The organism is Kribbella sp. NPDC031520 (assembly GCF_055580825.1).
This window is the reverse complement of the sequence record NZ_JBVIKS010000003.1, coordinates 538,097-551,459: the sequence shown is the minus strand read 5'-3', so window position 1 is coordinate 551,459 and position 13,363 is coordinate 538,097. Positions and strand designations below refer to the sequence as shown.

13 protein-coding genes are annotated in these 13,363 nt (G+C 68.3%); 10 read left to right on the top strand and 3 right to left on the bottom strand.

What is annotated here, in order from left to right:
- The first annotated feature begins 55 nt into the window (after positions 1-55).
- From ACZ5BU_RS18005 to ACZ5BU_RS17990, 4 genes are all read left to right on the top strand, one after another.
- Positions 56-460: a hypothetical protein gene (locus ACZ5BU_RS18005; RefSeq protein ID WP_465700200.1), complete on the top strand. Its 405-nt coding sequence runs from the start codon at positions 56-58 to the stop codon at positions 458-460.
- Between the two features lie 88 nt (positions 461-548).
- Positions 549-1,601, top strand: a complete 1,053-nt coding sequence (gene trpS, locus ACZ5BU_RS18000; RefSeq protein WP_465700198.1) for a tryptophan--tRNA ligase — start codon at positions 549-551, stop codon at positions 1,599-1,601.
- Positions 1,598-2,110, top strand: a complete 513-nt coding sequence (locus ACZ5BU_RS17995) for a 2'-5' RNA ligase family protein (RefSeq protein WP_465700196.1) — start codon at positions 1,598-1,600, stop codon at positions 2,108-2,110. Before trpS ends, ACZ5BU_RS17995 begins: the two co-directional genes overlap by 4 nt.
- Before the next feature lie 28 nt (positions 2,111-2,138).
- Positions 2,139-3,191 (top strand): YihY/virulence factor BrkB family protein, encoded by a 1,053-nt coding sequence (locus ACZ5BU_RS17990; protein ID WP_465700194.1) that lies wholly within the window; start codon positions 2,139-2,141, stop codon positions 3,189-3,191.
- 19 nt (positions 3,192-3,210) lie between these two features.
- Here the strand turns inward: ACZ5BU_RS17990 and ACZ5BU_RS17985 are convergent, their stop codons facing one another.
- From ACZ5BU_RS17985 to ACZ5BU_RS17975, 3 genes are all read right to left on the bottom strand, one after another.
- Positions 3,211-4,344, bottom strand: a complete 1,134-nt coding sequence (locus ACZ5BU_RS17985; RefSeq protein WP_465700192.1) for a D-alanyl-D-alanine carboxypeptidase family protein — start codon at positions 4,342-4,344, stop codon at positions 3,211-3,213.
- 90 nt (positions 4,345-4,434) lie between these two features.
- The gene (locus ACZ5BU_RS17980) at positions 4,435-5,589 is read right to left on the bottom strand and encodes an FG-GAP repeat domain-containing protein (protein ID WP_465700190.1); all 1,155 of its coding nucleotides are present in this window, start codon (positions 5,587-5,589) and stop codon (positions 4,435-4,437) included.
- Positions 5,590-5,703: 114 nt separating this feature from the next.
- Positions 5,704-6,648: a zinc metalloprotease gene (locus ACZ5BU_RS17975; RefSeq protein WP_465700189.1), complete on the bottom strand. Its 945-nt coding sequence runs from the start codon at positions 6,646-6,648 to the stop codon at positions 5,704-5,706.
- Positions 6,649-6,836: 188 nt separating this feature from the next.
- Here ACZ5BU_RS17975 and ACZ5BU_RS17970 point away from each other — a divergent pair, with 188 nt between their 5' ends.
- From ACZ5BU_RS17970 to ACZ5BU_RS17945, 6 genes are all read left to right on the top strand, one after another.
- Positions 6,837-8,189 carry a glutamine synthetase family protein gene (locus tag ACZ5BU_RS17970; RefSeq protein WP_465700188.1) on the top strand — a complete coding sequence of 451 codons (1,353 nt, stop codon included), beginning with the start codon at positions 6,837-6,839 and terminating at the stop codon, positions 8,187-8,189.
- Positions 8,170-8,877, top strand: a complete 708-nt coding sequence (locus ACZ5BU_RS17965) for a gamma-glutamyl-gamma-aminobutyrate hydrolase family protein (protein ID WP_465700186.1) — start codon at positions 8,170-8,172, stop codon at positions 8,875-8,877. Before ACZ5BU_RS17970 ends, ACZ5BU_RS17965 begins: the two co-directional genes overlap by 20 nt.
- On the top strand, positions 8,874-10,220 hold the full coding sequence (locus tag ACZ5BU_RS17960; protein ID WP_465700184.1) for an aldehyde dehydrogenase family protein: 1,347 nt from the start codon (positions 8,874-8,876) through the stop codon (positions 10,218-10,220). Before ACZ5BU_RS17965 ends, ACZ5BU_RS17960 begins: the two co-directional genes overlap by 4 nt.
- A 2-nt stretch (positions 10,221-10,222) precedes the next feature.
- Positions 10,223-10,999 carry a 3-oxoacyl-ACP reductase gene (locus ACZ5BU_RS17955; protein WP_465700182.1) on the top strand — a complete coding sequence of 259 codons (777 nt, stop codon included), beginning with the start codon at positions 10,223-10,225 and terminating at the stop codon, positions 10,997-10,999.
- A gap of 9 nt (positions 11,000-11,008) precedes the next feature.
- Positions 11,009-11,728 (top strand): FadR/GntR family transcriptional regulator, encoded by a 720-nt coding sequence (locus tag ACZ5BU_RS17950; RefSeq protein ID WP_465700180.1) that lies wholly within the window; start codon positions 11,009-11,011, stop codon positions 11,726-11,728.
- Positions 11,729-11,821: 93 nt separating this feature from the next.
- Positions 11,822-13,357 carry an amino acid permease gene (locus ACZ5BU_RS17945; protein ID WP_465700178.1) on the top strand — a complete coding sequence of 512 codons (1,536 nt, stop codon included), beginning with the start codon at positions 11,822-11,824 and terminating at the stop codon, positions 13,355-13,357.
- Positions 13,358-13,363: the final 6 nt, after the last annotated feature.

Below are 13,363 nucleotides of genomic sequence, written 5' to 3'. Positions count from 1 at the left end.
CGGGTAGCTGCAGCCCTCACAGCCGCCGTACGCTCTGAAGTGGAGAGTGAGAGCGATGGCTTGGCTGATGTCGATGGGCGTGTTCCTGTTCCTGTGCGCCCTGCTCGGGCTGGTGCTCCCGAGCCCGCGGCCGTCGCGTTGGCGGCGCCGTCTGCAGAGCCGTACGACGCGCGTGATGTCGCGGCTGCACCGGCGGCCGGTCGCGGAGCCGGACCCGTTCGACACGCTCCGGCTGCAGACCCGGCTCGGGTACCTGTCCACCAAGATCCGCAGCGTCGAGTCGACGCCGCACGTGTACGCCCGCGCGCATCGGCTGATGGCGCTGGAGGCCGCGTACGACGACCTGCTGGACGAGGCGTACCGGCTGGCCGGCTGCCCGGGCGAACCCGACGGCGAACGCTCCGAGGCAAAACGCTGGCAGGAGGAACAGGAACTCGCCGCCCGAGGCTGGACCTGGTGACACGACTCGGTGACACATAGTCCTTGAGATATGACTGGTACACCGCCCGGGTGCGTGCTGAGCCGAGGGCGCTGGCAGAATCACCCCTATGTCCCATGCTGCGTCTGACCCCTCCGCAGCCGGTTCCCAGCGCCGCCCCCGCGTGCTCTCCGGGATCCAGCCGACGGCGGACTCCTTCCACTTCGGCAACTACCTCGGCGCGTTGCGGCAGTGGGTGGCCCTGCAGGACGACCACGAGGCGTTCTACTGCGTCGTCGACCTGCACGCGATCACCGTGGAGTACGACCCGAAGGCGCTCCGCGAGCGCACCCGCCGGTCGGCGGCGCAGCTGCTCGCGGCCGGTATCGACCCGGAGCGGTCCACCCTGTTCGTCCAGTCGCAGGTCCCCGAGCACGCCCAGCTGGCCTGGGTGATGTCCTGCATCACCGGGATGGGCGAGGCGAGCCGGATGACGCAGTTCAAGGACAAGACCGCCAAGGGCGGCGCCGACCGTGCCACCGTCGGCCTGTTCACGTACCCGATCCTGCAGGCCGCGGACATCCTGGTGTACCAGGCCGACCGGGTCCCGGTCGGCGAGGACCAGCGGCAGCACGTCGAGCTGACCCGCGACCTGGCACAGCGCTTCAACCACCGGTTCGGCAAGACCTTCCGGGTGCCCGAGGCGTACATCGTCAAGGAGACCGCGAAGATCTTCGACCTGCAGGACCCGACGTCGAAGATGAGCAAGTCCGGCTCGTCGCCGGCCGGCATCATCGACCTGCTCGACGACCCGAAGGCGAGCGCGAAGAAGATCCGCTCCGCGGTCACCGACTCCGGCCGGGACGTGATCTTCGACGAGGAGAACAAGCCCGGCGTCGCGAACCTGCTGACCATCTACTCGGCGCTGACCGGGAAGAAGATCAGCGAGCTCGAGGACGAGTACGCCGGTCGTGGGTACGGCGACTTCAAGAAGGACCTGGCCGACGTGGTGGTCGAGTTCGTCACCCCGTTCCGGGAGCAGGCGCTGACCTACCTGGACGACAAGGCGCAGCTGGACGCGATCCTGGCGGCGGGCTCCGAGCGGGCCCGTGCGGTCACCGAGCCGACCCTGGCCCGGGTCTACGACCGGCTGGGTTTCGTTCCGGGGCCGGCGCTCGGATGACCACGATCGGTGTCGCGATCCCGATCGCGGAGCCGTACGGCACGGAGCTGCAGAAGTACCGGGCCGACTTCGGCGACCCGATGGCCGCGTCGATCCCGACCCACGTCACGCTGCTACCGCCGACCGAGATCGAGGCCGGCGACCTGGAGCTGATCGACGAGCACCTGCTCGCGGTCGCCGCCCGGTTCCCGAGGTTCCGGATCCGGCTGCGCGGTACGGCGACCTTCCGGCCGGTCTCGCCGGTGGTGTTCGTACCGCTCGCGGAGGGCATCTCGTCGTGCGAGGTGCTGCAGTCGCAGGTCCGGTCCGGCCCGCTGCGGGTCGACCTGAAGTTCCCGTACCACCCGCACGTCACGGTCGCGCACGACCTGGACAAGGACGCGCTCGACCGGGCGTACGACGCCCTGTCCGAGTACGACTGCGACTTCGACGTCGAGTACTTCAGCCGGTACGAACACGGCGCCGACGGCGTGTGGCGGCCACAACGGTCGTTCCCGCTGGCAGGCTGAGTCTCCGCACCCGGGGTACAGGAGACACATGAAGAAGCTCAAGGCGGTCTGGCGGTGGTTCAGCCGGACCCAGCTGTGGCGTGCCTGGCAGCGGTACGGCGACCGCCGCGGGAACCGGCTCGCCGGAGCGACGAGCTTCTTCGGGTTCCTGTCGCTGTTCCCGTTGATCGTGCTGGCCGCGGCGATCACCGGGCCGCTGCTCGGCAGCGAGGCGATCAAGGCGCTGAAGAAGGCGCTCCAGCAGAACCTGCCCGGGATCGGCAACCGGATCGACATCGACGGCCTGATCGCCCACGCGGGCGCGATCGGGCTGATCTCCGGGGTGTCGCTGCTGCTCACCGGCCTGGGCTGGATCGACTCGCTGCGGGCGTCGATCCGGTCGATGCACGAGCTGGACGACGAACCGGGCAACGCGATCAGGCTCAAGGTCGTCGACCTGGGTGCGCTGATCGGCCTCGGCCTGATCGGGGTGATCGCGACCGGCGCCTCCTCGATCCTGACCGGCATGTCCCGGCGGATCGTCGATGCCACCGATCTGGACGGGACCTGGCTGGCGAGCTGGGGGATCGGCGTGATCAGCTTCGTCGTCGGTGTCGCCGCGGGCGCGGTGCTGTTCCTGTACATGCAGACCGCGCTGCCGCGGATCATCCTGCCGCGCAAGGTCGCGCTGATCGCGGCGCTGGCCGGCGGCATCGTGTTCTACCTCGCGCAGAAGCTCGGCAACCTGTACGTGAGCCACGTGATCGGCTCGAACGCGGCGTACGGCGCGCTCGCCCTGCCGCTCGCGCTGCTGGTGTGGATCTACCTGCTGACCCGGGTGATCATGCTGATCGCGGCGTGGACCAAGGAGGCCACGCTCGACCGTCGGATCACCGACGAGCGGGCCGAGCCCGAGGCCGAACCTGCGGCCGAACGTGAGCCGCTGCTCCTCGGTCCGCCCGGGAAGCGGTACAAGGTGGTTCCGGTGCCGGAGCGCAAGGCGGACACGGTAGCGGTCGCGGCGGGCGCGGTCCTGGGTATCACCGTCACCACGCTGGCCGTGCAAGCCGCGCGGGCCGTGCGTTCGCTGCGGCGCAGGTAACGGTCGCAAGTAACGGGTGTTAGTGACGGCGGCGGCGTAGCGCCCGGGGGCGGCGGAGGAACAGGCCGAGCAGCAGGACCGGCGGGCCGGCATACACCCAGGCGGGGACGCGCAGCGCGAGGGACGTGACGGCCTGGCCGGGGCCGAGCGCCGTACGGGCAGGTGGCTCGCCGGCCTTGCGGGCGGTCGGCTTGTCTGCGTTCTTGCCTTCGGTCTGCGACTTCGGCGGCGGCGCGCCGGCCGGTTTGACCAGGGTGCCGACCGGCTTGAGCTTGCCGTAGTTCGAGAACGTCCAGGTCAGCAGGTTGCTCGCGTCCTCGGTGATGCCGTGCGGGGCGTTCATCATCGTCACGACCAGCGTGTGCCCGTCGCGGCGGGCGGCGCCGACGAACGTGTTCCGCGCCAGCGTCGTGTAGCCGGTCTTCACGCCGAGCGCGCCCGGGTAGTTGAACAGCAGCTTGTTCTGGTTCGCGACCTGGTACGTGCCCTTGTTGCCGGCGTTCGGGAAGTTCGTGTACTTCGTGGACGCGTACGTGGCGAAGTCCTGCCGGGCGAGTCCTGCCTGCGCGAACAGCGCCAGGTCGTAGGCGCTGGAGTACTGCCCGTCGGCGTCGAGCCCGGTCGGGTCGGTGACGTGCGTGTCGAGCGCGCCGAGGTCCTTGGCCTTCGCGTTCATCCGGTCGACGGTGGCCGGGATGCCGCCCTGGTCGTGCGCGCAGAGGGCGTGTACGGCGTCGTTGCCGGACGCCAGGAACATGCCCTGGAAGAGCAGGTCGACGGTGTACTGCAGGCCCGGGTACACGCCGACCTTGCTGCCGATGATCCCGGCATCGGCTGACGTACCAGTGACCGGATCGGTCTTCTTCAGCCGCGGCAGCAGGACCAGCGCGGTCAGCGTCTTGAGCGTGCTGGCCGGGCGGAGCTGCGCGTGCGGGGCCTTCGCCGCCAGCACCTGGCCGGTGTCCAGGTCGGCCACGACGTACGCCGACGCCTGGACGACCGGCGGTGTCGCCCCGTCGGCGACCACCGTCGGCTTCGCCGTCAGCAACTCGCCGCCGACCGAGTCCTGTGGACCCGTACCGGCGGCGGTCGCTGTCAGAGGTCCGCTCACCACCAGTGCGGTGGTAGCGCAGGCCGTCAGAAGCAAACGCATCGGCCGCACTCTAGTTGGCGAACGGGGCAGATGTCACAGTCGGGTCTCGTAGCGTGAATCACGCCCAGAGTCATGCCCGGGTCTAGCCGATCAGGCTGCGTAGTTGGTGGGCGGACCGAAGGTCCCGTCACCGTTGCCGTAGCGGAGGGTGATGTTCCCCGAACCCGAGTTGCCGATGACGGTGTCCAGCTTCGCGTCGCCGTTGAAGTCGGCGAGAATCGGGGTGGACAGCGGTACGAGGCCACCGGAGTAGTACGTGTGGGCCGTGCCGAAGGCACCGTTCCCGGTCCCGAGCAGGACGCCGAGGGTGGAGCTGCCGTTGGCAACCACCAGGTCGAGCTTGCCGTCGCCGTTCAGGTCTCCGAGATCGAAGCACATGGGGAGCAGGCCGCCGGTCAGGTAGGCCGTGGCCGAGCCGAAGGTGCCGTCCCCCTGGTTGAAGAGCGTGGACACGGTGCCGCCGGCGAGATTCGAGAAGAGGATGTCGGGTTTGTGGTCGCCGTTGATGTCCTGTGCCTTGCCGTACCACGCGGTCAGAGCGCCGGCGCTGAACGTGGTCGGGGTGCCGAACGTACCGTCGCTGCGGCCGTGGAAGATCTGGATGGTGCTGTTGACGTAGTTGCCCCGGAGCAGGTCGAGGTTGCCGTCCCCGTCGAAGTCCGCGGCATCGAGGGCCCCGGAGCCGACGCCCAGGTTGCTGGGGTAGTTGACTGCGCCGGCGAATGTGCCGTCGCCGTGACCCAGGAGCACGGACACCGACGGAGCCTGGTTGGAGGTGGCCAGGTCGATGTCGCCGTCATGGTTGAAGTCGCCGGCGACCACCGCGCCGGGAGCGAGATCGGTGCCGTAGTTGACGGCCTTGGCGAAGGTGCCGTCACCGCTGCCGATCAGTACGGAGACGTTGCTCGTGGTGAAGTTGCTGACGGCGAGGTCGAGCTTGCCGTCGTGGTTGAAGTCCGAGATGGCGACGTAGTCGGCCTGACCACCGGTGGTGTACCGGACGGCGGGCAGGAAGCCCCCGCCGGGCTTGCCCAGGAAGACCGACACACCGAATCCGAGCACGAAGTCGCTGAACACGACATCGGGAAGGTGGTCGCCGTTGAGGTCGGCGACCGCGGGAACCGCGGGCCCTGGATTGTCCACCAGGCTCGCGGAGGCCGGGGCGCTGGTCAGGGCGATGCCTGTCAGCGGAGCCCCGACCAGCGCCAGAGAAGTGAGAATGCTTGCAACGAACCTGCGTGACACTGATTCTCCTGATCGTCCCGGACGGGGCCCGGTGCCAAGAACCTGGCGCCTACCGGGGGACGCGGATACGCCCAGCTCCCCATCCCAATGCCGGGAAGCTTAGGGCGATCAGAATCAGGCCCGGTAAGCAGTCCACATGTTGCTCATCCGGGTTGACTGACCCGGCGTGAACTGGTTGTAGCAGGAGTCGTAGGAGTAGTCCATGTAGTTGTGGATGGGGTCCAGGCCGGGCAGTGAGCAGGAGTCCCGGCCGGTCGGGCAGCCGCTGGAGGCGCTGCTCTGCGCGGGCGTGTCGGCCACCGAGTCGTTCGTACTCGTGCAGCCGCCCTGGAACGTGTGGTACAGCCCGAACCAGTGACCGGCCTCGTGGGACGCGGTCTTGCCTTCGTTGTAGTTGGTCGCCGAACCGCCGGGCAGCGAGCTGTACTGCACCCGGATGCCGTCGATGTTCGGCTGGCTCGCGTAGTCCCACGGGAAGGTGGCGATCCCGAGGTAGGAGAAGTCGACGAGCCAGATGTTGAGAGCGTTCTTACCGCCCTTGCGAGTTTGGGAACGGTACGTGCTGCTCTGCTTGTCCTTGTGCCACTGGTCGTTGTTGTACCGGTCGGTGCCGGCCAGGTAGAACGTGAAGCCGGTGTTCGCGGCTTGCGACGACTCCTGACCCGCGTAGTCCTGGTTGAGCTCGGCGATCTGTTGCGAGATCTGCGTGTCCGTGACGTCGCCGGCTCCGGTGCTGCTGCGCATCACGTGCACGTAGACCGGCACGCTCGCCGAGGCCAGCGTGCCGGCCGCCGGAGCCAGGCCTCGCGCGGCCTTCGCCTTCAGGATCTGCGCGGTACGGGCTTCGATCGCCTTCTGCTCGGCCACCGACAGCTCACGGTGGTCGGCGCCGAAGCCACCGCGCGCGGCGGCTCCTTGTTCGGGCGTGAAACAGGCCGGGTTCCCGAGCTGGTCGAGCGGCAGCTTCGCCGTCGCCTGCCCGCTGAGCGGACTGAACGCGAGCGCCGTACCGGCCAGCAGAACGGCCAGGGCGCGGGGGCGGGTGATGAAAGATCGCATAGCGGTCCTCCAGTGATCGGGCCGCTTGGGCGGTGCGGCCGGAACCCAGGATTCTCCGGACAAACCCCGCACCGTGCCAACCAGTTCTCTGTCTCCGCAGTGCCACGGCACCACCGCGCCGCATTGACAGCCGTCGTTAGTCTTGAGTCAATGGGCTGGAAATAGACCAATAGACTCCGGGAGTGGTCGTGGGCGCGTTGAGTGTGGAGGAGTTGCGCGGGCTGGTTGCTGCGGGCGAGGTCGACACGGTGCTGGTGGCGATCACCGACATGCAGGGGCGGTTGCAGGGCAAGCGGTGTGGGGCTCGGTACTTCGTGGAGGAGGTGCTGAAGCACGGGACCGAGGGGTGCAACTACCTGCTCGCGGTGGACGTGGACATGAACACCGTGGACGGGTACGCGATGTCGTCCTGGGAGCGTGGGTACGGCGACATGGTGATGGCGCCGGATCTGGAGACGTTGCGGCTGGTGCCCTGGCTGGAGGGGACCGCGCTGGTGCTCTGCGACGTGGAGTGGCCGGACGGGACGCCGGTGGTCGCCTCGCCGCGGCAGGTGCTGCGTAAGCAACTCGACAGGCTCGCGGAGAAGGGGCTGAAGGCGTACGTCGGGACCGAGCTCGAGTTCATCGTCTTCGACGACACCTTCGAGACCGCGTGGAACAAGCGGTACCGCGACCTGGTGCCCGCGAACCAGTACAACGTCGACTACTCGCTCGTCGGCACCTCCCGGATCGAGCCGCTGCTGCGCGACATCCGCAACGGGATGGAGGGCGCAGGCATGTACGTCGAGTCCGCGAAGGGCGAGTGCAACCTCGGCCAGCACGAGATCGCGTTCCGGTACGACGAGGCACTGGCGACCTGCGACAACCACTCGATCTACAAGACCGGCGCGAAGGAGATCGCGGCGAAGCACGGCAAGAGCCTCACGTTCATGGCGAAGTACGACGAACGTGAGGGCAACTCGTGCCACATCCACCTGAGCTTCCGGGCCGACGACGGCGACCCGGTACTCGCGGGTGACCGCGACCACGGCTTCTCCCGGTTGATGGAGCACTTCATCGCCGGCCAGCTCGCCTGCCTGTCCGAGTTCACCTACCTGCTGGCGCCGAACATCAACTCGTACAAGCGATTCGTCCGCGGGAGCTTCGCACCGACCGCCGTCGCGTGGGGCCTCGACAACCGGACCTGCTCGCTCCGCGTGGTCGGCCACGGCGACTCGCTCCGAGTCGAGAACCGCCTGCCGGGCGGCGACGTGAACCCGTACCTGGCGGTCGCGGCGATCATCGCCTCCGGCCTGCACGGCATCGAGCAGGAGCTGGAGCTCGAGCCGCTGCTGGAGGGCAACGCGTACGAGTCCGACAAGGAGCACGTACCGTCCACGCTGCGCGAGGCGTCCGCGCTCTTCACCGGCTCGAAGCTGGCGCGGACGGCGTTCGGTGACGAGATGGTCGACCACTACAGCAACGCCGCGCGGGTCGAGCTCGACGCGTACGACGCGGCCGTCACCGATTGGGAGCGTGTCCGTGGTTTCGAACGCCTCTGACCGCCCACGGATCGGCATCACGACGTACCTGGAACCCGCCGCCTGGGGCATCTGGCGCCGTGAAGCGGCACTGGTGCCCAAGGTCTACCTCGACGCGGTAGTTGCGGCCGGAGGGGTGCCGCTTCTACTGCCACCTGTTGGGACGGATCCATCAGTACTGGGCCTACTGGACGGTCTCGTCATCGCGGGTGGATGCGACGTCGATCCCGGGGCGTACGACGCGACGCCGCATCCCGAAACCGTTGACACCCGGCCCGACCGGGACCACCACGAAGCAGTCCTGATCCGGGCTGCCCTGGACCGTGATCTCCCGTTGCTCGCCGTGTGCCGCGGGTTGCAGATGCTGAACGTGGCGCTGGGCGGCACCCTGCACCAGCACCTGCCGGAGCTGGTCGCGCACGATGCGCACCGGCCTCAGCCGGCGGTGTTCGGCGCTGTCGAGGTGAAGACCGAGCCGGGCACGCTGACCGCGCGGATCCTCGGCGAGAGCACGACCGGCAGTTGCTACCACCACCAGGCCCTCGACGTGATCGCTCCGGGCCTGACGGTCACCGCCCGCGCGGACGACGGAACGGTCGAGGCGGCCGAGGTGGCGGACAAGGAGTTCGCACTAGGTGTGCAGTGGCATCCGGAGGAGAACCCCGAGGACCTGCGGCTGTTCACCGCACTGATCAGGAGCAAGCGATGAGGTACGACGTACTCAATCCGGCCACCGAGAAGGTGGTCCGGACGATCGAGCTGGCCGACGAGGCGGCCGCGGACGCGGCGATCGACCGAGCCCGGAAAGCGTTTGAAACCTGGCGGAACGTGGCCCCTGCCGATCGTGGCCGGCTGCTCCGGAGGTTCGCCGACGCGGTCGATGCCGATCTGGAGAACCTCGCTGCGCTGGAGGTGGAGAACGCCGGCCACACGATCGGAAACGCCCGCTGGGAAGCCGGAAACGTCCGCGACGTCCTGACCTACTACTCGGCCGCGCCGGAACGCCTTTTTGGCAAGCAGATCCCGGTTTCCGGTGGCATCGACGTGACGTTCCAGGAACCGCTCGGCGTGGTCGGCGTGATCGTCCCGTGGAACTTCCCGATGCCGATCGCCGGCTGGGGTTTCGCCCCCGCCCTGGCCGCCGGCAACACGGTCGTCCTCAAACCCGCGGAACTCACCCCGCTCACGGCGATCCGCCTGGGCGAACTCGCCCTCGACGCCGGACTGCCGGAAGGTGTGCTCGAAATCGTCCCCGGTCGCGGGACGGTGGTCGGCCAGCGTTTCGTGACGCATCCGGCCGTTCACAAGGTCGTCTTCACCGGATCGACCACGGTGGGCAAGCAGATCATGGCCGGCTGCGCCGATCAGGTGAAACGGGTGACGCTCGAGCTGGGCGGGAAGTCCGCGAACGTCGTCTTCGCCGACGCCGACCTGGAGAAGGCGGCAGCGCAGGCGCCGTACGGCGTGTTCGACAACGCGGGGCAGGACTGCTGCGCGCGGTCACGGATCCTCGTGGAGCGGACGGCGTACGACAGGTTCCTGGAACTGCTCGAACCGGCGGTGAAGAACTTCAAGGTTGGTGATCCCAACGATCCGGCGACGGAGATGGGTCCGTTGATCTCGCAGGCGCAACTGGAGCGGGTGGCCTCGTACGCCGAGAACCCTGCATTTCAAGGCAGTGCGCCCACCGGCGCCGGGTTCTGGTTTCCGCCGACGGTGTTGGCGCCCGGCAGTGAGCGGGCGCAACGGGAGGAAATCTTCGGGCCGGTCGTCGCGGTGATTCCGTTCGAGGACGAGGCGGACGCGGTGCGGATCGCGAACGACAATGAGTACGGGCTGTCCGGGTCGATCTGGACGCGGGACGTCGGCCGCGCGCTCCGGGTCGGGCGTGGGGTCGAGGCCGGGAACCTGTCGATCAACTCGCACTCGTCGGTGCGGTACTCGACGCCGTTCGGCGGTTACAAGCAGTCCGGCCTCGGCCGGGAGCTCGGCCCGGACGCGCTGGCCGCGTTCACCGAGACCAAGAACATCTTCATCAGCACGGAGGACTGAGAATGGACGTCAACGCTCATCGGCTCGAAGGCCGCGTCGCCGTGGTGACCGGCGGTGCGAGCGGGATCGGCCTCGCCACGGTACGGCGGTTGGCCGCGGAAGGTGCCCACGTGGTGATCGGCGACCTCGACCCGGCCGCCGGCAAGGACGCCGCCGACGAGGTCGGCGGGCTGTTCGTACCGACCGACGTCACCGACCCGGCCGCGGTGGACAACCTGTTCCAGCAGGCCTTCGAGACGTACGGTTCGGTCGACATCGCGTTCAACAACGCCGGCATCTCGCCGCCGGACGACGCGTCGATCCTGGACACCGGCCTGGAGGCGTGGCGGAAGGTGCAGGAGGTCAACCTGACCTCGGTGTACCTGTGCTGCAAGGCCGCGATTCCGTACATGCAGCGCCAGGGCAAGGGCTCGATCATCAACACCGCGTCGTTCGTCGCGATCATGGGCGCGGCGACCTCGCAGATCTCGTACTCCGCGTCGAAGGGCGGTGTACTGGCGATGAGCCGCGAGCTCGGCGTCGAGTTCGCGCGGCAGGGGATCCGGGTGAACGCGCTCTGCCCAGGCCCGGTGAACACGCCGCTGCTGACCGAGCTGTTCGCGAAGGACCCCGAGCGTGCGCAGCGCCGGCTGGTGCACGTCCCGATGGGCCGCTTCGGCGAACCGGAGGAGATCGCCGCCGCGGTCGCCTTCCTCGCCAGCGACGACTCGTCCTTCATCACCGCCAACACGTTCCTCGTCGACGGCGGAATCTCCGGTGCCTATGTGACCCCGCTCTAGTCTTGGCCCATGGTCGTACAGGCAGATGACGCGGTGTTCCGGCCGGTCCGGGCCGGGAACCCGTTCGAGGAGACGGTCGAGCGGTTGCTACAGGCAATCAAGCTCGGCGTCGTCGTGCCTGGCGACCGGTTGCCGCCGGAGCGGGAGCTCGCGGCCCGGCTGAACGTCAGCCGGGTGACGCTCCGGGAGGCGATCCACGCGCTCACCGAGGCCGGGTACGTCGAATCGCGCCGCGGCCGGTACGGCGGCACGTTCGTCAACGAGCAGTTGCCGAAACCCCGCCGGACGCCGGCCAAACGCCTCGCCCGCGACCTGGCCGCCGGTCTCGACGACGCCCTCACGCTCCGGGTCGTCCTCGAAACCGGCGCCGCCGAAGCCGCCGCGTCCCGTACGCTCACCGACGCCGAACGCGAACACCTGCAACGCTGCCTGGCCGAGAACGCGGCCGCATCCCTTGCCGACTACCGCCGCCTGGACTCCCGCCTGCACCTGGCCATCGCCGAGGTCACCGGCTCGCCATCGCTGACGTCCGCGATGGCCGACGTCCGGATGCGGCTGAACGAACTCCTGGACGCGATCCCGCTGCTGGAGCGCAACATCCAGCATTCCAACGAACAGCACCAGGCGATCGTCGACGCCATCCTGGCCGGCGACGCCCCGGTCGCCCGGCAGGCGATGCAGGAGCACCTGCAAGGTACGGCAGTACTGCTGCACGGCTTTCTCGACTGACTCCTTGACACGCGGCCCGCCCGGCTGCCTCAATGAGCTAAAGGTCTGGGGGGAGACCATTAGCCGCCACGGCTGTGTCTTAGGAGGCCCGCAGTGAGCAACGACCGTTCCGAGTCCGCCGCCCCGATGACCGATGACGAGCACCGCCTGCACCAGTTGGGTTACGCCCAGGAACTGTCCCGGACGATGTCCGGGTTCTCGAACTTCGCGGTGTCGTTCACGATCATCTCGATCCTGTCCGGCTGCCTGACCCTGTACGGCTTCGGGATGAACACCGGCGGCCCGACGATGATCGTCTGGGGCTGGCCGATCGTCGGCATCATGACCCTGTTCGTCGGCCTGGCGATGGCCGAGGTGTGTTCCAGCTACCCGACCGCGGGCGGCCTGTACTACTGGTCCGCGAAGCTGGCGCCGAGCAACGGCGCCGCCTGGTCCTGGTTCACCGGATGGTTCAACTTCCTCGGCCAGGTCGCGGTGACGGCCGGTATCGACTTCGGCGCCGCGTTCTTCCTGAACGCGTTCCTCGACCTGCAGTGGGGCTTCACCGCCACACCGGGCCACACGATCCTGCTGTTCGGGATCATCCTGGTGGCACACGGGCTGCTGAACTCGTTCGGCGTGAAGCTGGTTGCCAGGCTCAACGACATCAGCGTCTGGTGGCACATCGTCGGCGTGCTGGCGATCGTCGTCGTCCTGATCGTCGTACCGGACAAGCACCAGTCGGCGTCGTTCGTGTTCGGGCACTTCGTCAACAACACCGGCTGGGGTTCGACCTTCTACGTCGCACTGCTCGGCCTGCTGCTCGCGCAGTACACCTTCACCGGGTACGACGCCTCCGCGCACATGACCGAGGAGACGCACGACGCCGCGCGGTCCGGGCCGCGCGGGATCGTGATGTCGATCCTGGTGTCGCTCGCGGCCGGGTGGGTGCTGCTGATCGGGCTGACGTTCGCGATCCAGAACTACGACGGTTCGCTGAAGAGCGCCACCGGCGTACCGCCGGCGCAGATCTTCATCGACGCGGCCGGCGCGGTGACCGGGAAGATCCTGCTGCTGGTCGTGATCGGCGCGCAGCTGTTCTGCGGGATGTCGTCGGTGACCGCGAACTCGCGGATGATCTACGCGTTCTCCCGCGACGGCGCGCTGCCCGGGTCGACGCTCTGGCACAAGATCAACGTCCGCACCCGGACACCTACCAACGCCATCTGGCTTGCCGCCGCCGGTGCGTTCGTACTCGGCCTGCCGTACCTGTGGAACGCGACCGCGTACGCCGCGGTGACGTCGATCGCGGTCATCGGCCTCTACATCGCGTACGTGCTGCCGACGCTGCTCCGGCTGCTGCAGGGCGACAACTTCCAGCGTGGCCCGTGGCACCTCGGCCGTTGGAGCAAGCCGATCGGGATCATCGCGATCGTGTGGGTCGTCTTCATCACGATCCTGTTCATGCTGCCGCAGGTCAGCCCGGTCACCGCCAGTTCGTTCAACTACACGCCGATCGCCGTCCTCGTGGTGCTCGGCTTCGCCGCGGCGTACTGGTTCCTGTCCGCGCGCCGCTGGTTCACCGGGCCGAAGGTCCAGGGCACCGAGGAGGAACTGGCCGCGATCGAACGCGACCTGGAAGCCATCTAGAAGAAA